This is a genomic window from Leuconostoc falkenbergense, assembly GCF_014634805.1.
Taxonomy (GTDB): Bacteria; Bacillota; Bacilli; order Lactobacillales; family Lactobacillaceae; genus Leuconostoc; species Leuconostoc falkenbergense.
In genome coordinates this window covers 80,105-101,702 of the sequence record NZ_BMBS01000002.1, presented here as the reverse complement: position 1 = coordinate 101,702, position 21,598 = coordinate 80,105, and the positions used below count along the sequence as shown (strand labels likewise).

Sequence of the window (21,598 nt, the reverse complement as noted above, 5' to 3'; positions counted from 1 at the left end):
GAATATTTAGACATAGAAAAACCCAATAACTTTCTGGACATTTTTTTATTTTGTCCAAGTTATTGGGTTCACTTCAGCACATGCTTTTAATATCGGGTTATCTTTTTGTCGTGGTGACTATATTTTGAGTAATGATGCGGATACGGTTTGTGCGCCAGACGGATTATGGAAATACATGAATTATTTTTTGCGACCTGGTGGTCAAAATGTTGCTGCTGTCACAGCTAATATGGATGTCCAAAATCGCTCTTTGCTATTGGAAAAATCGCAAACCGTTGAATTTTCCAGCATTGTGGGTATCATTAAACGCTCTCAAATGGGTGTTCTCGGCAATATGTACGCGTACTCCGGCGCTAACACAATGTATCGCAAGGATGCCGTTCTTGATTGTGGGGGATTCCGTCAGGATCGTGCAACCGAAGACATATCGATTGCTTGGGATCAACAATTTAGCGGATGGAAAGCCGTATTTGCACCAGATATTATGTTTTATATGAATGTACCAAGCACGTTAGGTATGCTATATAGTCAAAGAAAGCGGTGGGCAAAGGGTGGCACAGAAGCATGGGTGACTAATTTTTCGCGTATTTTTAAGCATCCTATCAAAAATATTGCTAAAATAGTGCTTCTATTGGATCAAACAGGTAGTATAATATGGAGTTTTTATTATTTGATATTCACTGGTTGGTTGGCGCTCAAGTTATTTTATTTTGTTTTCACTAATGACACGGAGCAACTCATTCACACGTTAGACATGGTTTTTGTCTTCTCAGCATTTATCTCAATGGTTGGGATTTGGCAGTTAGTTGCGTCCTTGGTGCTTGATAATCACGGTGCAAAATTAAAATATCTCTTATTTGCACCCATGTACATGGCTTGGTATTGGCAAATGAATGCCATTACAATAGCTGTCACTTTCATTCCAGCCCTGAAAAGTGTCTTGGGATTAGCTGGACAAGGAACATGGGTTAGCCCAACCAGAACAAAAATGAAAAAATAAATTTGGAGGCAATCATGATTTTGCTAGGAGCAGTGCCACAATTGACCCAAAATACACAGATTAATTTTTGGGTGAGCGTTGCTGTACTTGTATTGTGCTTTTTTGGTATGATATTAGCCAGTATAGTATGCAATCAAAATCGTCGAGAATGGTATCACAAAAGAAATGAAATCACGCAGAAACATCAGTATTTGGTTAATAAAGACTTTGTTGTTAGTGTGTTGGTAGTGGCACTATGTTTGCTTTTTTTCATTTTGATGTTCATGACTTTTGGCGCTCACTTGGTGAGTTGAAACTTTATTGTGTTTCAGGCTGATTTTGGTTGACAGAGGAGAAATATCACATCGTTATGAAAATAATAACCAAAATTTCAGTTCAAAAACAAGCTGGTCGATATAACATTGATTTAGATAATCAATTTGCGTTTGGTGTATCTGAAAGTGTCCTGATTAAATATGGATTAGCGAAAGGGCGCGAACTAGATGATGACTTGATTGCTGATATTAAATTGAGCGACGAAGTAGCGAAAGCAATGCGCGTTGCCCTGAACTATCTTGGTCATTCGCTTCGAACAATAAAACAAGTTCAGCAAAAAATGCACGATAAAGAAATTCCTGAACAAGTGCAATTGCAAGTGATCAGTCAATTAGAGGCGCAACATTATCTTGATGATCTTAATTACGCCATCCATTATGTTGCCACTAAAAAAACAATTAGTCCAAAGGGACCAATTGTCATTAAAATGGCGCTTAAACAAGCGGGTGTGTCGGATATCAATATTGAAGAAGCATTAGCAACATACACTGATGAGGAACAAATCATCATTGTAACACAACTCGCCAAGAAAGCAGCTGTCACGTATAAACGAGAATCAACACGCAGTAAGCAACAAAAAATCATTGCGGCACTTGCTAAGAAAGGCTTTTCTTTTGATATTGCACAAAATGTTGTGAGTGATTTAGAGGCAGAAAATGATGAGCAGTCAGAGATAGAAAATATTCAAAGAGAAGCCGATAAATTATGGCGACGCTATCATCGTGACGATAATTCAAAACGCCAGTTTAAAACGAAAAAGGGCCTTTACGCAAAAGGGTATCCTTCCGATTTAATTGACAGTGTGTTGACCAATTTAGTGCTGGAAGACGACTAGTAAATTGTGGTATACTGAAATAGAAATTCGGTGTTAGAAGAGTAGGTAGCGTTATGAGCGTTGATAAACCAGGTCGCGGGCCACGCGAAGGTGATTTCATCACGATCAAAAGCTATAAGCACGACGGCTCGTTGCATCGAACTTGGCGCGATACCATGGTTTTAAAAACTAGTGAGAACGCGATTATTGGCCTAAATGATCATACTTTAGTGACTGAAGACGATGGTCGGCGTTGGGTGACACGCGAACCAGCCATTGTTTATTTCCACAAAAAGTATTGGTTTAACATCATTGCGATGATTCGTGATAATGGCGTATCGTATTATTGTAATCTCGCATCTCCTTATGTATTGGATAAAGAGGCGCTTAAATATATTGATTACGATCTTGATGTTAAAGTGTTTCCAGATGGCGAAAAACATTTACTGGACGCTGATGAATATGCAGCTCACAGTAAGAAATGGCATTATCCACCAGAAATTGATAAGATTTTAAAAGCACATGTCAAAATTTTGGTTGATTGGATTAACGCTGGCACAGGTCCGTTTTCGCAAGGTTATGTAGACGTTTGGTACGCAAGGTATCAGTATTTGATGCAACAGCGGTTGAAAGATCGTCGTTGAAATAAAGCATTTGATTATTTGAATGCTTTTTTGTTTGGTCATTTATATGCAAATAAAAAGGCTCAACTTGATTAAATTGAACCCAAATAATTACTTGTCTTTATCTACTTCTTCGAACTCGCCATCAAATGTCGATGGGTCTTGTTGCGTTTGATGATTCATGTGTGGTTGAATAAACCTCTGGCGAATCCAGAAAGCAAATGCAATTAATACAATGAAACCAACGACAGCCCAGAAATTTTTCACGATAAAAGATAGTAATAATATAATCACGATGGCAAAAATGAGTCGCGAAACAACACCAAATGTATTAACGAACATAAAAGTGATTAAATAAATAAAAGCTATCAAAATAAAGAATGGGACTAATAGAATACCAAGCATTGGTTGTTCTCCTTACATAACTAATTGTTGTCATTTTAACATAGGACTATTAAAAATGATATGAAGGTAGAATAGTTTATGCAAGCAACAATGGTTATAATCTGTTAAAATGGGGACTATGAAAACGTTAAAAACACATTATGTAGTTGCACCAGTAACCACGATATTATTGACGGTAACAGTTGTTGTTTTTTTGATTGAGCTGGTCGTCAGTGGTGGGACAACCGACAATAGCTATTTTTTGGTCCAAGTAGGTGCTAAGTGGGGGCCTTATATCAAGGGCGATTCGCAATATTGGCGTTTAATCACGCCTATATTTTTACACGCTGGTTTTATGCATATTGCCACTAATATGCTGACTTTATGGTTTATTGGTCCGATAGCAGAAGACGCTTTTGGTAGCCGCAAATTTTTAGGCTTATACTTCTTTTCCGGTATTTCCGGTAATATTTTTTCGTATTTATTTTCGCCAAATACGATTTCAGTGGGTGCCTCGACAGCATTATTCGGCTTGTTTGGTAGCTTAATGATATTTGCCTATCAGTACCGTCATGACCCCAACGTAAGGGCATTAGGATCAATGATGGGATTGTTTGTTTTATTGACATTGTTGTCAAGTTTTTCTGCTACAAACATTGATCTTTGGGGTCATCTTGGTGGCTTCATTGGCGGGGTAATGTTTGCCATGATTTTTGGTTTTTATAGTCGTAACGGGAAATTCAGCTGGCATGTTCGGCTAGTGATGGTATTATTGACATTGTTGTTAATCGGATTGACTGTCTTTATGGGCGTAAAATCATGAAAACTTCTAAGCTCAGTTCATAATTTTGAATTAATTACATATATACTAAATATATAAATGTCAGTAAGAGCGGATGGTTGTTTAGTTTGGTATTTAACATAAAAATACAATTAAAGTCATAATTTGCGACACTAATAGCCTTGGCGTAAAATCAGTGTCAAGAGGTGACAACATGAGCGAGCGAAAAAACAATTTAATTGATGAGTTAATAACAATTTCAGTTAATGAAACAGAACAAAAATTTGTCAGTAAAGCGATACATCAATTAAGAGATGAGCAACAGAGCGAAAAAGTCGTTGTTAAAAATTTAGTATATGATTTGAAATCAGTTATTATTAATAATCAGAAACTTTCTGAGCCTGCGTTAAAATTGTTGAATCAGCTAAACAAACCAGACGTTGGTTTTTCAAGATATTTTGGCATGTTCTAAAATATCTTGATCTAAAAAAAGGCACTGGTTACGTTATGTCATTAAACAAATAACTTAACCAGATTACAAGTCAGATAGAACGACCGCCTTTATACTGACAATTTTTAAAGTCGTTGATCTCACAAAAAAACATCATCAAGTATGACGATGTTGAACAGGTTATTTGCCGGCATTGAAGCCATCTTTATATCCTTGGATAATATCTGGCATCTCATTAGTAAAAAATGAAATGATAAATGAAATAACAACAGACACTACCAGAATTGCTACCCATATCTTCTGTGTTTTAGTAAACGTATTGAATAGTGATTTCAATACAATAAAACTTCCAATCGCACTCACAAAAATTACAAGATGTAACACCGAAACGACAACATCTAACATATTTTCCCTCCTTCTAGCCAACTATCAGTATACAACTAAACAATATACTGATTGATTAGTTAAGAAGATTTTAAAAGGATATTAAACGAACTCGCACAACAAAGGGGATGAGTTAATTAAATTGAGACATGATGAATTACAAGTGTAGTGCCTTTTATTTGGCTGATAGCGGACATAATCTTATTCAAAAAATGAATTTGAAAAATCCTAAAAAATAACTTTGTCAGGAAATCACTGTGATGGCTATTTATTGAATAGATGTGATATGTTTACTTGGTGTATCTGTATAAATTAAGGGGGATTTACAAATATGAGTAATAGTGATGTGAAGTATGGTATTTTTGAAAAACATAGTTGGAAAGATGTTTTGTGGAATATTGGAAACAGGACAGCGGGTTTTACACGTCGCTATTATTTTTATCGGGAAACTGACGGAGAACGAACGCTATTGTCTAAAAAAGCATTGTTGGTCTTGTTATCGGCAAATGAAGATATGAAAAATTGTATCTTAAAAGATGAGAGATATAAACAGTATATATCTCCTGATAATATTGTGATGAGTGAGAATGGTGAGTTTTTTGCTGGTTTAATTAATATGGACTATGTTAAAAAGATTGTTAACTATTTGAATTCAAGAGATGAAAGCAATAATTAATTATAAGTACATATCAGTTTACTAACAAAGAAATGCCAAGAGAGCATAAGTGAACTAGTAAACTCAAAAAATATCTTAAACGTTGATATATAAGGAGCGTTGCAAATCATGAAAACTTTTTATGATGTTCTACAATATTTAAAAGAATTCGGTGTGTATATTCATGTTGGAAAGCGGCTATGGGATATCGAAATGGCTGCCTTAGAAGTGGACAATTTATATAAAGCAGATATTATTCAACCAAAAATGTATGCAACAATGAAAGTCATTTTGGCACACGAACACCGATTGGAACTTGAAAGTCCCAGTGATTGACTATCATTGTTTATTTAGACTGTGAAACCGCTTGCACTTGGCTAGTCATATCTGTTAGAATGATTAAGTAATCAATTCATACGGAGGAAATATGTTGCCTTCATTGAGGCTGTCCAGTGAACTTGCAGTCGTTAGATCGGGCAACATTATTATAATTATCATGGCAAAAGATAAGCTTATCGGTGTCGATCTTGGTGGTACAACTATCAAGTTTGCAATTTTGACAGATCAAGGTGAAATTCAGCAAAAATGGTCAATCAAAACAAATATTCTAGATGATGGTTCTCATATTGTTCCAGATATTGTGGAATCAATTAATCACCACCTTGATTTGTACCAACTGGATCATGATCGTATTATCGGTATCGGAATGGGAACACCAGGTACTGTTAATCGGGTTACTGGTACGGTAACAGGGGCTTTTAACCTTAATTGGAAGACAGAGCAGCCAGTTAAAGCAGATATTGAATCTGGTACTGGATTTACATTGACGATTGACAATGATGCTAACTCAGCAGCGCTTGGCGAAGCTTGGAAAGGTGCCGGAAACAACGATGATGAAGTGTCATTTGTGACATTAGGCACTGGTGTTGGTGGTGGTTTGGTGGCAAATGGTCAGCTGATTCACGGTACAGTAGGTGCCGGTGGTGAGGTCGGTCATATGGTTGTTGAGCCAAATGGTTATTTGTGCACATGTGGTAATCGTGGTTGCTTGGAACAATATGCTTCCGCAACGGGTGTGGTCCATTTGGCACAAGACTTGGCAGAAGAGTATGTCGGTAACTCCAAGTTGAAAAAGATGATTGATGACGGCGAGGAAGTGACATCAAAAATTGTCTTCGACTTAGCAAAAAACGGTGACTTTTTAGCTAATGAGGTTGTCAACAAAGTGTCATATTATCTCGGATATGCTACGGCAGCAATGTCAAATATTTTGAACCCATCTGCAATTGTTATTGGCGGTGGTGTAGCTGCTGCTGGTGAATTTTTGCGAGCTCGTGTTGAAGAAAATTGGAAAGTGTTTGCTTTTCCAACTGTTCGTAATTCAACACGCGTGAAATTAGCTGAATTAGGGAATGATGCTGGTGTGATTGGTGCAGCAAGCCTTGCACGTGCATAAATAAAAAAGACAAATCAGTGGGTAACTGATTTGTCTTTTTTTGTGGTGTGTAACAAAACATTTGAGTTGAATGTCTATTATTATAAATTTTTTTAACCCTTAGAACACGATTATATCAATAGTCTTGAGATTAATGCGGTAATAGGGGACACTTTTTGTCCTATTCTTATGCAAAGAATAGTTGTAACATCTTAATTATAACAATTCAAAAAAGCATTGGAGGAATTAGTTTAGTAATGAGCGATACGATGAAACTTAGCAATTTACCCCATTTAACAGTCATTAAGCAAAGTGGTGAAGAAACACAATTTTACGCGTACAAAATTAATTTTATTTTGACGAAACTCAATCTATCAAACTATATTATTGATGCGATTAGTCATGATTTGTATCAATATTTGGATTCTCAAGTGAGTGTGACAACTTCTGAAATTCGTAATCTATTATGTTCGTTACTCACAAATTATGAACAATTAGATGCTGTTAACGAATATGAGTCATACTATCAAGCTGAAAAACAAAATTTTTCGGATGCCGCTAATGTCCAAAAAAGAATCGAAAAATTATTTTCACGAGATGAATCAGTTGTGCATGAAAATGCAAATAAAGATAGTCGCGTGTTCAATACGCAACGTGATCTGGAAGCTGGGGCAGCTAGTCGGGCCTTGGGACTACAAATGTTACCGCCACTTGTTGCTAAAGCACATTTACGCGGCGACATTCATTGGCATGATTTAGATTATTCACCTGTGACGCCAGCAACAAATTGTTGTTTAATCGATTTTGATAATTTGCTGACGAATGGTTATAAAATAGGCAATGCGTGGGTAGATTCACCACATTCTATTCAAACAGCGACAGCACAGATGGCGCAAATTATTGCTAATGTCGCTTCGTCGCAGTACGGTGGTTGTTCAGCAAATCGTATTGATCAATTATTGGCACCATATGCGCAGATGAATTATGACAAACATATTGTCGAAGCCAAACAATGGGTAGTTGCAGACAAGCGTGACGCCTACGCTAAAGAAAAAACACGCAAAGATATTTATGATGCAATGCAGGCTTTGGAGTACGAGATTAATACAATGTACTCATCACAAGGACAAACACCATTTACCACCGTTAATTTTGGATTGGGGACTAGTTGGATTGAACGTGAAATTCAAAAAGCAATTTTGAATATCAGAATTAAGGGATTAGGAAAAGAAAAGCGAACTGCTATTTTTCCAAAGTTGATTTTCACATTGAAAAAGGGATTAAATTTTGCTCCTACTGATCCAAATTATGACATCAAGCAATTGGCGCTTGAATGTTCAACAAAGCGGATGTACCCAGATTTGTTAATGTATGACAAAATTGTTGAACTAACTGGTAGTTTTAAAACACCAATGGGTTGCCGATCGTTTCTACAAGGCTGGCAAGATGAAAATGGTGTCACAGTAAATTCTGGCCGAATGAATTTAGGGGTTGTTTCGGTGAATTTGCCACGTATTTCTCTATTTGCGAAAGGTGATATGGCACTATTTTGGGAAATTTTTGATGAAAAAATGGCGCTATGCCACGAAGCTTTATCGTATCGTATTGAACGAACAAAAGAAGCTGTTCCTGAAAATGCACCACTGCTTTATATGTACGGCGCTTTTGGGAAAAGGCTCAAGGCAACTGATAAAGTTGATGAAGTGTTTAAAAATGGACGTGCTACAATTTCATTGGGCTATGTTGGATTATACGAAACGTGCTTAACTTTCTTTGGCGCAAATTGGGAAAAAAATCCCGAAGCACATGAGTTTGCCGAAGACATTGTTAAAAAAATGAACGAATACTGCCAACAATGGGAAGCGGAAAGTGGTTATCATTATAGCTTATACTCGACGCCAGCCGAATCACTAACAGACACATTTTGTCACCTCGACAAGCAAAAATTTGGTGATGTGCCTGATATTACTGATAAAGAGTACTATACCAATAGTTTTCATTATGATGTTCGCAAGCATCCGACGCCATTTGAAAAAATAAGCTTTGAAGAGACTTTCCCAAAATATGCGTCGGGCGGATTTATTCATTATTGTGAATATCCTAACTTGAAACAGAATCCACAAGCATTAGAAGCTGTTTGGAATTGGGCTTATGATCATGTCGGTTATTTGGGCACGAATACTTGTATTGATAAATGTTTTAAATGTGGATTTGCTGGTGAATTTAAGGCAACTGCTCGTGGCTTTATGTGTCCTGAATGTGGCAATCACGACCCAGAGCTATGCGATGTTGTTAAGAGAACGTGTGGTTATCTTGGCAATCCACAGCAACGGCCTATGGTTCATGGACGACATATTGAAATAATTTCGCGTGAAAAGAACCTAACCAAGGAGATGATTGAAAATGCCGCGATCTATGCGAAAACCAAACAATCCGATGCCCAAAGAATGGACGGCGCAGAAGTATAGTCAGAACTATATTGCTGACTACAAAGCTTTTAATTTCGTTGATGGTGAGGGTGTGCGTTGTAGCTTATATGTAAGTGGTTGTATGTTTCTGTGTCCTGGTTGTTATAACGTTGCTGCTCAAAATTTCCATTTTGGACAGCCTTACACGCAAGAATTAGAAGACCAAATTATTGAAGATTTAAGTCAAGATTATGTTCAAGGCCTAACTTTATTGGGTGGAGAGCCGTTTCTCAATACGGATGTTTGTCTAAAATTGTGTCGTCGAGTCCGTAAGGAGTTTGGCCATTCAAAGGATATATGGTCTTGGACAGGCTACACTTGGGATGAATTGCAAAACGAAACCTATGATAAAGCGCGTTTATTGTCGTTAATTGATATTTTGGTTGATGGTCGTTTTTTGGAAGAAGAAAAGGACTTAACATTACAATTCAGAGGTAGTGCCAATCAAAGAATCATTGATGTACCAAAGTCATTGGCAGCCGACCAAGTTGTGATTTGGGACAAGTTGGTGAAGTAACAGCGTCATACAAAAAAGCTTAATGATTCATCTGTATTGATGAATTATTAAGCTTTTTTGTGTTTACTGATAACTGTGTTAAAATTGTGAGTCATTTTTTTTTTGGGGGGTGATGGCGTTTGATGAGAAAAAGTTAAGCAAAGGTCTTGGTGTTTTCCGAGGAGACCAAATCTTTTGTATTAACAACAAATTGCTGGCGTGAATGTGTGAAGTGTGTCGTTAGAGATTCTTTTGAAAAATTCGTCAATAGGTTGGTTTCAAGTGTATTTGAGTCATCAATTGCAATTGTAACTTGGTATTTTTTCAGTAAGCGCCATGCTAATTTTTGATCTATTATTAACGCGTGAACGACTTCTTGACTCATACGATTTTTTAAAAAGTCGTCGGGATTTAGTCCGATCTGTGTGGCAATGGCAGTAATCAATGAATGAGAGTAAACTTGTTTTTTGTTAATCAATGCAGTCTGTAAGGCTAATAAAAAAGGTCGCGCTTTTTTATTGCCTTCAATTTGTGCCGCTTTAAAATCAAGAATTACACGACAAATGAGGGATTCTCTGTCATAAGGTATGTCCATTAACGGCAATGATTGCTCACCTTGGATTAATTTGGCACTGACTTGTTCATTGATGAGTGGAATAAAGCGTAAGCGCGCCTTTTGGAAAACTGTATGAGTGAGTTTTTCAAGGCATTCTTCGGTGGCTAAACAGTTTTCTGATAAAGGATTAGCGAAGTGGTAAATGTCGATCATGATGTTTCTCCTACGTAAAACAATATAAATATCCAAGATATTAGTATAACCGTCAATATTGGGATTGACAAATGGTAGGCTCAAAAATATGTTAAAATGTAATAGTAATGTTTTAAATTGTATAAAAGGGGTAGTAATATGGATTGGGAAATCTTTTTTACACCATACGTTCAAACTGTATCAGAATTAAAAGTTAAATTACGCGGATTACGCGATCAATATGAAAAAAACGGTGAGGATTCACCGATTGAATTTGTGACAGGCCGTGTCAAATCACAGGCCTCTATTGAAGAAAAAATTGTGCGACGTCATTTAGACGAAAATCGTTTATCACTTGATTTACAAGATATCGCTGGTGTACGAATTATGACCAAGTACGTGGAAGATATCTATACTGTGGTTGATTTGCTAAGACAACGTACGGATTTTCAAATTTTAGAAGAGCGAGATTATGTGACTAATGCCAAGCCGTCAGGCTACCGATCATATCATATCGTCATTGAATATCCTGTTCAAATGTATAGTGGTGAACTAAAAGTACTAGCGGAAATTCAAGTTCGTACAATGGCCATGAATTTTTGGGCAACAGTCGAGCATGATTTGCGTTACAAACACGGTGAATTAAGTGATAATTTGGCTGATCGCCTCACCAAATTATCAGAATCAACATTTGCTTTAGATCAAGAATTAAGTGAAATAAGAGCGGTCGAATGAAGTATGCTATTTTCAACAATGAAGATGTTAGCAGTCGTGTTGTTGCCAAAAATCTTGCTTTAGAAATGCGAAAACAGGGTTTGACTGTTGATAATGATGAGCCTGATATTGTCGTCTCTGTTGGTGGGGATGGCACCCTTTTGGGCGCTTTTCAGCATTATGTCAACCGAATTGACCATATTAGATTTGTTGGTTTACATACTGGACATTTGGGATTTTACACTGATTGGTTAAGCACAGAATTAGATCAATTAGTAGCTAGTTTAAGCCACGACAACGGTCAAAAAGTCAGTTATCCGTTGTTAGAATTGACAGTTATTCAAACGAGTGGTGAGAAGAGCCAATATTTGGCATTGAACGAAGCCGTCATTAAACAACCACTTGGTACGCTAGTCGCTGATATCTATTTAGGTGGCGAAGTTTTTGAACGTTTTAGGGGTGATGGTATTGCTGTGGCGACGCCGACGGGTTCAACTGCCTACAACAAGGCTAATGGTGGGGCTGTTTTGCACCCTGCTTTACAAGCAATTCAAATGTCGGAAATTGCTTCAATTAACAATCGTGTTTTTAGAACGTTAGGATCACCATTGATTGTACCTCGTGATCAAGAAATTGTAATGAGGCCGCAGAGTAATAACTTTTTGGTGATGTATGATCAGGGAGAAATTGCCAGTGATCATATTTTAGAGTTGCGATTTAGAGTGTCTGAAAAATGTGTCCATTTTGCTAGATACCGTCACGTCGATTTTTGGCGTCGCGTACAAAATGCCTTCATCAATGACATTGAATAAATATTTTAAATTTTTTAGGAGAAAAATACACGTCGACAAATGATGTGTATGATAAGAATATGCAGTTTACTTGGACTTATACTGGATCAGAAGCGCGCAAAGTGCGTACGTTTCTACAAAAACATGGCGTTTCTCACCGTATGTTTAGTCAAATGAAACATAATGGTGGGGCGATTTTGGTCAATGAGAAGCCAGTTTATACGTCTGATTATTTAAAAGATGAGGATAAAGTGACGATTGTGATGCCGGTAGAAGAGAGTAATGATCTCGTCGTACCTGATTACAAACCTCTAAACATCATTTTTGAAAATGAGCATTGGCTGGTAGTTGATAAACCGTATGGTGTCACAACAGTGCCAGGACATGCTGATCGGCTACACACATTGGTTAATCAAGTTAAGGGCCATTTGGAACAAATTGAGGCACAAGATTTGGTTCCTCATGTAGTGACACGACTTGATCGGGATACATCAGGTATTGTTTTGCTGGCAAAACATCGATTCGCCCATGCTGTATTAGATCAACAGTTACAAGATCATACTGTGGAAAAATTTTATCTGGCTTATCCGTCTGGTATTATATCAGATGATCACGGGGATATTAACGCCCCAATTGGTCGTGTTGAGGGCGATTTTATTAAGCGTGAAGTTCGTGATGATGGTAAACCATCTCGAACAGAATACTGGGTTGAACGCCGTTATGATGAAGATGGACAACATCCCATGACGCGTGTCAAGGTACAATTGCACACTGGGAGAACGCATCAAATACGGGTTCATTTTGCAAACATTGGGCATCCATTAGTGGGTGACGATCTTTATAATGGACCACTTTGGTATGGGCTCCAACGTCAAGCGTTGCATGCCTATCATATGAAATTTTACGACCCATTTATTGAAGATTTTCGTGAGTTTAATACAAAATTACCTGAGGATCTCAAAACATTAAGGGATATTGATTAAGTTTGGAAGAAACTGCAGAACAATTACAAAAGACTGTCACTCACTTGGCCGATTTAATCCATTCAGGTCAAGATGAGGATTTTGTGGTCTCATTTAAAGCGTTGCACGATTTTGAAATGGGCCAAGTTTATAGTAGTTTGCCTGAACAAATGCGAGCAGTCGCATGGCGCTTACTAGATGATGAGACTTTGGCAGATGTCTTCGATAATTTGGATGCGGATGATGACGACATTGGGGAATTACTCCAAGAAATGCCGCCTCAAAAAGCGACTGAAATTTTGCGTAACATGTACGCCGATAATGAGGCGGATGTCTTGCAAAATCTACCATCTCGTTTGGTTGCAACGTACTTGAGCTTGATGCCTAAGGATGAAGCAGATGAAATGCGTAAGCTGATTGATTATGACGATCAAACAGCTGGATCTTTGATGTCAACAGAGTATTTGGCTGTGACTGAGGATTTGCGAGTTGTTGAAGTGATGCGATTGGTTAAACACCAAGCTGCTGAAGCTGAAGCGATTAGTTACGTGTATGTTCTAGATAACCAAAAACACTTGGTCGGCGTTATTTCATTGCGTGATTTGTTGACACACCCTGATGATATGTTGGTGTCAGATATCACTAATGATCGAATTATTAGTGTTAAAGCTGGCGATGATCAGCAAGATGTGGCACAAATTGTGGCTGATTATAACTTTCTTTCTATTCCAGTTACTGATGATAATGATTTGTTGCTGGGTGTGATTACGGTTGACGATATTGTTGATGTTATTGATGAAGAAGCGGTGGAAGATTATTCTGGTTTGGCCGCCGTTAACGTTAGTCAAACAGACGATACACCATGGCATTCAGCGATAAAACGTATTCCGTGGCTGATTGCCTTGCTATTACTAGGTATGTCCACGGCTACACTGATCAGTTCATTTGATGGTTTAGTCAAGCAAGCTTCTATTTTGGCGGTCTTTATTTCGCTCATTACCGGTACAGCGGGTAATGCTGGAACGCAGGCATTAGCGCTGGCGGTACGTCGATTGGCAGTGGGAACCGACAATACAGCTTGGAAAAACTTTTGGAGCGAAGTGTTGGCGGGGTTGTTGGTTGGGACTGCGACAGGTGCTTCAGTGTTTGCAATCGTGACAATTTGGAAACACAATTTTGAACTTGGATTAGCTGTGGGCATTGCTATGGCGATTGCAATTATGGTTGCCAATTTGGCGGGATATCTTGTCCCGGTATTAATTGACAAATTAGGGTTCGATCCCGCGGTTGCGAGTGGTCCGTTTATTACGACGCTGTCAGATTTGACTTCTGTTTTAATCTATTTTAACGTCGCACAATTGTTTATCTCTCATTATTATTGGTAATTAAAAACGTATCATCCAGAACTTGGATGATACGTTTTTATGTAACTTAATCAAACATTGGTTTGATTTGAGCTGCAAATGAGCCGTCGGGATCATTGACGAATTGCGCATAAGTTTGCCAATAGTCATCAGACAAAATGATTGGGGCGGCAATTTCATTAGGAATATAGTTACGCGGAATCCCGCCATTTTTTGCACGTGGGCCATCGTAATTTTTAGCAAAATCGCTCATCTTTTTTTCAATGACTAGTGCTTGCGGACCAAACCAATTGACGGGTTCGCGTTGAATTAGTTGATTGTCAACTTCAAATAATTGCGCTTCCGATGCTATTTTAAAAGGATGAACTAAACTGACTAATGTGAGCTGATTCTCTTGAATTTCAACGATTGCACCGGCCATTTCTGATGGTAAGTGGCGTTGATCATTTTTATTGGCCGCGATTAATAATTGACCGGTATAGGGAACCATTAAAGAGGTTTTTTGACCCAAAAATACTGACAATAGGTCTTGTGGCGTTATACTAAAGGCTTTCATGACTTAAATTCTCCTGCATCTTGAATATCAATAAAACTAAATTTATCAAAATCAAACAAACCTTGATCTGTTATTTTTAAACTTGGAATAACAGGTAAAGCCATAAATGAGAGTGTTAAGAATGGATCAAATGGCACATCACTGATTTTTGAAAAAGCTTTATCTAAAGCGCGATTTTGATCAATAGTCGTTTGATAATCTTGATCAGACATTAGGCCACCGATTGGAAGGGGCATTGCGGTCACTTGACCATTGATCACGACAACTTGTCCGCCGCCGATTTTCTTTAACGTTTCAGCTGCTAATAACATATCCTTGTCATCAACACCAGCAATAATGATGTTATGTGAATCGTGAGCTACCGTAGAACCGATTGCACCAGTTACCATGTCGAAGCCTTTAATGATACCTAAACCATGTCCTAAGTCGTGATAACGCTCAGCCACAACAACTTTAGCAAATGTTTTATTCGCCTCAAAGTGATTATTAACGACTGGCACGTTTTCAACGGTGTGCTGGGTTGTAATATGATGAGGCATAATGTTGATAACATGTGCAGGAACGTTGTCTGCCAGTGGCAAGATTAAATCAGTAGCGGATAATGTGAAATTTAGGGACTGATTTGCTAATGGTGTCACAGTTGAAAACTTATTTTCATACCAGTGACCATCTACCATAACTTCTTGGGCTTTGAATTGTGTTAATGTATCAAACACAACCAAATCAGCAACGAATCCGTCCGTTAATGCGCCGACGTTTTTTAAATTATGGGCTTTGGCAGCATTATAACTTGCCATAGTAAAAGCGATTTCCGGCGCAATACCATTTTGAAGTGCGAGGTTAATACTAAAGTCAATTGACCCCTCATGTTGAATGTCACTAGCAGTTTTATCATCGGTGGCAAATGAAAAATGTGCGTGATTGGCTGTTGTAATAGCTGGTAATATGGCTTCCTCATCACGTTCTACCGTACCTTCACGCACAAAGACAGAAAATCCTGCATCGACTCGTGCTAAGGCTTGAGTAGCGTTTTCACTTTCGTGATCGGTATCAATTCCGACTTGACGATAAGTTGAAAGTTGTGCGCGGCTTAAACCGGCACCGTGGCCATCAACGTGTTTACCTGCTGCTAAAGCGTCGTTGATTTTTTCAAGCATATCTGTGTCACCGTTCGCAACAGCAGGATAATCCATCACTTCGGCTAGACCATTTACTTCAGGAATGCTGTAAAAAGGTTTGAGGGCTTCGGCATGCAGTGTTGCTCCAGCGTGTTCAAAAGGCGTTGCAGGGACTGAGGATGGTAGCATGTAGTGAATGTGCAGTGGTGTTTGTCGTGCTTCTTCGAGCATATATTGGATGCCTGATATACCTGCTACACTAGCGATTTCATGCGGATCAGCAATGACACAGGTAACACCATGAGGTATTACTAATTTTCCAAATTCACTTGGTGCGAGTAGGGAACTTTCAATATGAAGATGTGCGTCAATCAAACCGGGGACAATATATCGACCGCCAGCATCAAATGTGTGAGTTGCAGCAAGATCATCTCGAGGACCACGATAAACAATCATGTTATTGTCAATCCAAAGCTCGGTGTCATCGAATTTAAGATTAAAAACATCCAAAATTTTAGCGTTTTGAATATGCCAAGTTACAATTTGTGTCACAATAGATCTCACTTTCAGGTTTTTTCTATCATACCATAATGGCAGGGTTTGTATTTTGACACTATGTTATTTTTAAATTATACCAATTATAAAAATAGGACTATACCAATTTATTTTTATTGTTTGACAAAAGTTTACAAAGACTGTAAAATAGCTACTGTTAGTTAAAAATAAAAAGTAAACCATTTTTGGTAAAGAGGCTATATATGTGCGGAATTGTCGGATTTACAGGTGTTAATCAAGTGTTACCTAGTTTGTTAAAAGGGCTAGAAAAATTAGAATATCGTGGGTACGATTCAGCTGGTGTTTATGTGAATGACGGCGATAAAGGCGATTTTCTTGTCAAAGAAAAAGGTCGCGTAGCTGATTTGGAACGTGCAACAGAAGGTAAGGGTATTGAAGGTACTGCGGGTATCGCCCATACACGCTGGGCAACTCACGGTGGTGTATCAGTTGAAAATGCGCATCCACACATGTCCGAGGATGGACGTTTTTACTTGGTTCACAATGGTGTTATCGAAAATTATGAAGCATTGCGTGATCAATATTTACAAGGCGTTCAGCTTCACTCACAAACAGATACTGAAATTGCTGTCCAATTGATTGACAAATTTTCAAAGGAAAACCACTTGTCGACATTTGACGCATTTCGCAGAATGATTAGTTTGTTAGATGGTAACTCAGCGTATGGCTTTCTTTTAATGGATCGTCAGACACCCGATTTGATGTATGCGGCTAAGAAAAAGAGCCCTTTATTAATTGGTGTTTCTGAAGTTGGCAACGTTGTGACATCAGATGCAACAGCAATGTTAGACGTGACCCATGATTTTATTGAATTGATGGATGGGGAAATTGCTGTCATTGACAAGCAAAAGATTGATTTGTTTGATCCAAATGGCAAACAAATTACCCGTGAGGCCTTTCATTTAGATATTGATGCTTCTGAAACAGACAAAGGAATTTATCCTTACTATATGTTAAAGGAAGTTGATGAACAGGCCATCGTTGCACGTACTTTGTCACAATACTATTTTGACGATGAAGGGCAGGTGCAAAATATTGCTCCTGAAGTTATTGAGGCTATTCAGGCAGCAGATCGCATTTATATTGTTGCAGCTGGAACATCATATCACGCGGGACTTGTGGGGCAACGATATTTTGAACAGTGGACACAAACACCAACAGAAGTTCATATTTCGTCGGAATTTGCTTATGAGCAGCCCTTGTTGAGTAAAAAGCCATTCTTCATTTTCTTAAGCCAATCTGGGGAAACAGCTGATTCACGTGAAGTACTGGATAATATCACAAAACAAGGTTATCCAACTTTAACCATTGCTAATGTCATGAATTCAACATTGACTCGTGAAGCGGACTTTGCCTTACCATTGTTGGCTGGCCCTGAAATTGCTGTGGCCTCGACAAAAGCCTATACAGCACAAATTATTGTGACAGCTATTTTGGCTGCAGCGGTTGGTCATACACCATTTGATTTAAAAAATGAGTTAGCAAAAGTTGCTGTTGAAATGCAAGTGATTATTGATCAAAAAGACACTTTCAAATCAATTGCTGAAAGTGCCTTAAAGAATCGTCGTTCAGCATTTTATATTGGACGTGGCTTAGATGCAGCGGTTGCTGTTGAGGCGGCGTTGAAGCTAAAAGAAATATCATACGTTCAAACTGAAGGTTTTGCAGCTGGTGAGCTAAAACATGGTACAATTTCTTTGATTGAAGAAGGTACACCAGTATTTGCTTTGCTGACTCAGACTAAAACTGCTGGACTTGTCCGTGGTGAAATTGCACAAGTTGCAGCACGAGGCGCCAATACGATTATTATTGCCGCTAAGACTTTGGCTAAAACAGATGATGCTTTTGTTCTCCCTGAGGTCAATGAGCTCTTAATGCCATTGCTGACAGTCATTCCGGCACAATTGATTGCCTACTATGCGACCCTTGACCGTGGCTTAGATGTTGATCGACCACGTAATTTGGCAAAGAGTGTTACGGTTCAATAATTTTAATGATTCGATAGGATAATTCTTATCGAATTTTTTTGTACCTTGCGCGCCATTCTGGTAAAATAGGTTAGATACAATATATGCATTCAGTGGTTGCATACGAAGGAGGAGCGTTTTGGCGCTTTTTAAAATTAAAAATGAGGAGACGAAGACCGTCTCCCAGCTCAAAATTCCGCGACATGTTGCCATTATTATGGATGGTAATGGTCGTTGGGCAAAACAACGTTTTATGCCACGTGTTGCTGGCCACAAAGCGGGTATGAAAACTGTCAAAAAAGTTGCGATTGCAGCCAGCGACTTAGGTATTGAAGTATTGACACTGTACGCTTTTTCAACCGAAAATTGGTCACGCCCGAATGACGAAGTTAACTTTTTGATGCAATTACCGATTGATTTTTTTAATGATTTTGTACCAGAATTGATTAAAAATAATATTCGTGTTGAAGTTATGGGCGATGTTGCGGGCCTACCTAAGGGTACGCAAGATGCCGTGCAGCGCGCGATTGAACAAACAGCGCAGGGTACGGGGATGATTTTGAACTTTGCTCTTAATTATGGTGGTCAAACCGAAATTGTGGCAGCAGCGAAATTACTAGCACAACAGGTCGCGTCAGGTGATCTGACCGCTGAAGAGATTGACGCTAATCATTTTGCCAGCGCCCTTCAAACTTCACCTTTAGGTGAATTAGCGACGCCTGATTTGATGATTCGTACGTCGGGTGAATTGCGCTTGAGTAATTTTTTACCTTATCAATCGGCATACGCTGAACTATACTTTACGGATGTTTTATGGCCAGAATATTCAGGTGAAGACTTGATAGAAGCTATTACATCTTACACTAAAAGAGATCGTCGTTTTGGCGGTCTTAATGACGAAAGCGAGAAATAGTAAGCCATGAAAACACGTGTGATTACGGCAGTAGTTGCTTTGATTATCTTTGTTCCTCTTTTAATCATGGGCGGCGCACCACTTCTGATTTTGACATTGATTATGGGTGTGATTGCGATGAGTGAAATTTTGCGGATGAAACATCGTTTTTTTGTTTCTGCCGAAGCTTGGGTTAGTTTTATAGGTGTTGTGGCACTTATTTTGCCAAATAGTTTTTGGCAAGACGTCCCACTCATTAAAAGTGCTCATATATTCTTTTATATACTAGCATTTCTCTTATTACTACATACAGTCTTTAGCCGCAACCATTTTAATTTTGATGATGCTGGGACATTGACTCTAGCCATGCTGTATATTGGTACTGGATTTCATTATTTTTTCCAAGCCGACACAAAAGGATTGGCAACGGTGATGTTTGGTATGCTAATTGTTTGGTTAACTGATTCAGGTGCTTATATGGTTGGCCGAGCTATTGGCAAACACAAACTCGCCCCCAAAATTAGTCCTAATAAAACTTGGGAAGGATCCATTGGTGGTAGTTTGGTAGCAGTAATTGTTGTGGCATCTTTGTACACTATATTTAATTGGTTGCCAGCATACAATTTCATTGAACTCTTACTATTTGCAGTTGTCTTGTCTATTGCAGGTCAACTTGGTGATTTAATCGAGTCAGGTTTGAAACGCCATTTTAACGTAAAAGATTCAGGCAATATTTTACCAGGGCATGGTGGTATTTTAGATCGTTTTGATTCAATGTTAGTTGTTATGCCACTGATGTCTATTTTAGGCATGTTAATTTAAAGCGAGATTTGGAATGAGTTTAACGGCGATAATTGCATTCATATTTGTTTTTGGTGTATTGGTTACAGTACATGAATTTGGGCATTTTTTTGCTGCCAAAAAATCTGGTGTATTGGTTCGTGAATTTGCAATTGGTATGGGGCCAAAGTTATTGAGCTGGAATCGCAATCATACTGCCTATACAATCCGTATATTACCTGTTGGTGGATATGTACGGATGGCTGGAATGGATGAAACACCGGATTTAGAAGCAGGACAGCGCTTACGATTACGCTTTGATCAGGTGGGTAAAGTTACCGAAATTGACACACGGATTGATCAGGCGGGTCAAGGTGTACCATTTCAAATCGACACTTTCGACTTGAGTGATGACCTGACGCTGACAGGTTACCAAGCTGATGATTCAGAGATGAAAGTGTTATCTGTTAGTCATGATGCGACCATCATTGAAGAAAATGGTGTGACTGTTCAAATCGCACCACGTGACACATGGTTTCAAAGTGCAAAATTATGGCGACGCGCGTTGATTAATATTGCCGGACCATTTATGAACTTTGTCTTAGCCTTAGTGGTTTTTTCAGGACTAGGCTTCACCTTACCAAGTGTTACACTTAACGAACCGATTGTAGGCACAGTTCAACACAACATGCCAGCTCAAAAGGCTGGACTGCAAGCAGGTGACCGAATTACCGAAGTGAATGGACATAAAACCACAACTTGGGAAAATGTAGCAACCGTTATTAGCAGTGTTGGACACAAACAAATGACGATTGATATTGTCCGTGACGGTAAACAAGAGACTATCAAAGTCACACCCAAATTGGTTACGGTTAATGGTGCAAAAACGCCGTTAGTGGGTATCACAGAGAAAACACACCAGAGCTTTGGTGCACGTATAAAGTATGGTGTTTACACAACCGCTTCGACAACTAGCCGGATTTGGTACGCGCTGACACATCTGTTTAGTGGCGGGTTCAGTTTGGATAAACTAGGTGGTCCAGTTTCAATTGCCAAAACAACGTCTACTGTTGCTAAAACAGGATTTTTGAATATTCTATTCTATATGGCATTTTTGTCGATTAACTTAGGTATTATGAATTTAATTCCAATACCAGCTCTAGATGGTGGTAAACTAATCTTGAACTTACTGGAAGCGATTCTAAGGCGTCCATTGCCAGCATCATTTGAAAATGGTGTCACCGTGGTAGGTGCAATTGCAATGGTAATTCTAATGATTGCTGTTACTATTAATGATATTTTGCGATAAAATAAATGAGAGTAC

The 21,598-nt window shown here is 38.5% G+C and carries 23 protein-coding genes and 1 pseudogene; 19 read left to right on the top strand and 5 right to left on the bottom strand.

The features are described from left to right. Nucleotides 1-76: 76 nt before the first annotated feature. The 4 genes and pseudogenes from IEU71_RS01210 to ntdP all read left to right on the top strand — a co-directional run. Nucleotides 77-1,000: pseudogene (locus IEU71_RS01210) on the top strand (glycosyltransferase family 2 protein); the annotation flags it as partial. A gap of 14 nt (nt 1,001-1,014) precedes the next feature. Then, nucleotides 1,015-1,293 carry a hypothetical protein gene (locus IEU71_RS01205; protein WP_004912020.1) on the top strand — a complete coding sequence of 93 codons (279 nt, stop codon included), beginning with the start codon at nt 1,015-1,017 and terminating at the stop codon, nt 1,291-1,293. A 56-nt stretch (nt 1,294-1,349) separates the two neighbouring features. Beyond that, a complete protein-coding gene (recX, locus tag IEU71_RS01200; RefSeq protein ID WP_004912023.1) occupies nt 1,350-2,150 on the top strand; it encodes a recombination regulator RecX in 801 nt (266 codons plus the stop codon). A 53-nt stretch (nt 2,151-2,203) separates the two neighbouring features. Continuing rightward, a complete protein-coding gene (gene ntdP, locus IEU71_RS01195) occupies nt 2,204-2,773 on the top strand; it encodes a nucleoside tri-diphosphate phosphatase (protein WP_004912026.1) in 570 nt (189 codons plus the stop codon). Between the two features lie 90 nt (nt 2,774-2,863). Here ntdP and IEU71_RS01190 read toward each other — a convergent pair whose 3' ends face one another. Then, complete coding sequence (locus IEU71_RS01190) at nt 2,864-3,157, bottom strand: AFWIR motif membrane protein (RefSeq protein WP_004912029.1); 294 nt, start codon at nt 3,155-3,157, stop codon at nt 2,864-2,866. Between the two features lie 118 nt (nt 3,158-3,275). On the opposite strand from IEU71_RS01190, the gene IEU71_RS01185 reads away from it, so the two are divergent. Continuing rightward, nucleotides 3,276-3,959: a rhomboid family intramembrane serine protease gene (locus tag IEU71_RS01185; protein WP_004912032.1), complete on the top strand. Its 684-nt coding sequence runs from the start codon at nt 3,276-3,278 to the stop codon at nt 3,957-3,959. 172 nt (nt 3,960-4,131) lie between these two features. After that, nucleotides 4,132-4,389: a hypothetical protein gene (locus tag IEU71_RS01180; protein ID WP_004912035.1), complete on the top strand. Its 258-nt coding sequence runs from the start codon at nt 4,132-4,134 to the stop codon at nt 4,387-4,389. A gap of 159 nt (nt 4,390-4,548) precedes the next feature. On the opposite strand, the gene IEU71_RS01175 is transcribed toward IEU71_RS01180, so the two are convergent. Further along, the gene (locus IEU71_RS01175; protein ID WP_004912037.1) at nt 4,549-4,773 is read right to left on the bottom strand and encodes a hypothetical protein; all 225 of its coding nucleotides are present in this window, start codon (nt 4,771-4,773) and stop codon (nt 4,549-4,551) included. Nucleotides 4,774-5,083: 310 nt separating this feature from the next. Between IEU71_RS01175 and IEU71_RS01170 the strand changes: the two genes are divergently transcribed. The 5 genes from IEU71_RS01170 (at nt 5,084) to nrdG (ending at nt 9,827) form a co-directional block, all read left to right on the top strand. Continuing rightward, complete coding sequence (locus IEU71_RS01170; protein WP_004912039.1) at nt 5,084-5,428, top strand: hypothetical protein; 345 nt, start codon at nt 5,084-5,086, stop codon at nt 5,426-5,428. Nucleotides 5,429-5,536: 108 nt separating this feature from the next. Next, the gene (locus IEU71_RS01165; RefSeq protein ID WP_004912041.1) at nt 5,537-5,743 is read left to right on the top strand and encodes a YqgQ family protein; all 207 of its coding nucleotides are present in this window, start codon (nt 5,537-5,539) and stop codon (nt 5,741-5,743) included. A 160-nt stretch (nt 5,744-5,903) separates the two neighbouring features. Then, nucleotides 5,904-6,863, top strand: a complete 960-nt coding sequence (locus IEU71_RS01160) for an ROK family glucokinase (protein ID WP_004912044.1) — start codon at nt 5,904-5,906, stop codon at nt 6,861-6,863. Nucleotides 6,864-7,099: 236 nt separating this feature from the next. Then, complete coding sequence (gene nrdD, locus IEU71_RS01155; RefSeq protein WP_036086247.1) at nt 7,100-9,310, top strand: anaerobic ribonucleoside-triphosphate reductase; 2,211 nt, start codon at nt 7,100-7,102, stop codon at nt 9,308-9,310. Next, nucleotides 9,246-9,827, top strand: coding sequence for an anaerobic ribonucleoside-triphosphate reductase activating protein (nrdG, locus tag IEU71_RS01150; protein WP_036066633.1), 582 nt, complete (start codon nt 9,246-9,248; stop codon nt 9,825-9,827). The genes nrdD and nrdG overlap by 65 nt, the downstream gene beginning before the upstream one ends. Before the next feature lie 133 nt (nt 9,828-9,960). Here the strand turns inward: nrdG and IEU71_RS01145 are convergent, their stop codons facing one another. Next, a complete protein-coding gene (locus IEU71_RS01145) occupies nt 9,961-10,575 on the bottom strand; it encodes a DsbA family protein (RefSeq protein ID WP_004916071.1) in 615 nt (204 codons plus the stop codon). A gap of 138 nt (nt 10,576-10,713) precedes the next feature. Here IEU71_RS01145 and IEU71_RS01140 point away from each other — a divergent pair, with 138 nt between their 5' ends. From IEU71_RS01140 to mgtE, 4 genes are read left to right on the top strand one after another with little or no spacing between them, the layout of a single operon-like run. Then, nucleotides 10,714-11,289 carry a GTP pyrophosphokinase gene (locus tag IEU71_RS01140; protein ID WP_004916070.1) on the top strand — a complete coding sequence of 192 codons (576 nt, stop codon included), beginning with the start codon at nt 10,714-10,716 and terminating at the stop codon, nt 11,287-11,289. After that, a complete protein-coding gene (locus IEU71_RS01135) occupies nt 11,286-12,080 on the top strand; it encodes an NAD kinase (protein WP_004916067.1) in 795 nt (264 codons plus the stop codon). The genes IEU71_RS01140 and IEU71_RS01135 overlap by 4 nt, the downstream gene beginning before the upstream one ends. A 59-nt stretch (nt 12,081-12,139) precedes the next feature. Beyond that, complete coding sequence (locus IEU71_RS01130; RefSeq protein ID WP_004916065.1) at nt 12,140-13,042, top strand: RluA family pseudouridine synthase; 903 nt, start codon at nt 12,140-12,142, stop codon at nt 13,040-13,042. A gap of 2 nt (nt 13,043-13,044) precedes the next feature. Continuing rightward, nucleotides 13,045-14,406, top strand: a complete 1,362-nt coding sequence (gene mgtE / locus IEU71_RS01125) for a magnesium transporter (RefSeq protein WP_004916063.1) — start codon at nt 13,045-13,047, stop codon at nt 14,404-14,406. 46 nt (nt 14,407-14,452) lie between these two features. Here the strand turns inward: mgtE and IEU71_RS01120 are convergent, their stop codons facing one another. Together IEU71_RS01120 and ade are read right to left on the bottom strand one after the other, a co-directional pair. Next, nucleotides 14,453-14,941, bottom strand: a complete 489-nt coding sequence (locus tag IEU71_RS01120) for a hypothetical protein (protein ID WP_004916062.1) — start codon at nt 14,939-14,941, stop codon at nt 14,453-14,455. Next, nucleotides 14,938-16,611 (bottom strand): adenine deaminase, encoded by a 1,674-nt coding sequence (gene ade, locus IEU71_RS01115; RefSeq protein WP_004916060.1) that lies wholly within the window; start codon nt 16,609-16,611, stop codon nt 14,938-14,940. Before ade ends, IEU71_RS01120 begins: the two co-directional genes overlap by 4 nt. A gap of 206 nt (nt 16,612-16,817) precedes the next feature. On the opposite strand from ade, the gene glmS reads away from it, so the two are divergent. From glmS to rseP, 4 genes are all read left to right on the top strand, one after another. After that, nucleotides 16,818-18,623: a glutamine--fructose-6-phosphate transaminase (isomerizing) gene (glmS, locus tag IEU71_RS01110; protein ID WP_004916058.1), complete on the top strand. Its 1,806-nt coding sequence runs from the start codon at nt 16,818-16,820 to the stop codon at nt 18,621-18,623. A 118-nt stretch (nt 18,624-18,741) separates the two neighbouring features. Continuing rightward, nucleotides 18,742-19,515 carry an undecaprenyl pyrophosphate synthase gene (gene uppS, locus IEU71_RS01105; RefSeq protein WP_004916056.1) on the top strand — a complete coding sequence of 258 codons (774 nt, stop codon included), beginning with the start codon at nt 18,742-18,744 and terminating at the stop codon, nt 19,513-19,515. 6 nt (nt 19,516-19,521) lie between these two features. Beyond that, nucleotides 19,522-20,316, top strand: coding sequence for a phosphatidate cytidylyltransferase (locus IEU71_RS01100; RefSeq protein ID WP_004916054.1), 795 nt, complete (start codon nt 19,522-19,524; stop codon nt 20,314-20,316). Between the two features lie 13 nt (nt 20,317-20,329). After that, entirely contained in the window at nt 20,330-21,583 is a 1,254-nt protein-coding gene (gene rseP / locus IEU71_RS01095) for an RIP metalloprotease RseP (RefSeq protein WP_004916053.1), read from the top strand. Nucleotides 21,584-21,598: the final 15 nt, after the last annotated feature.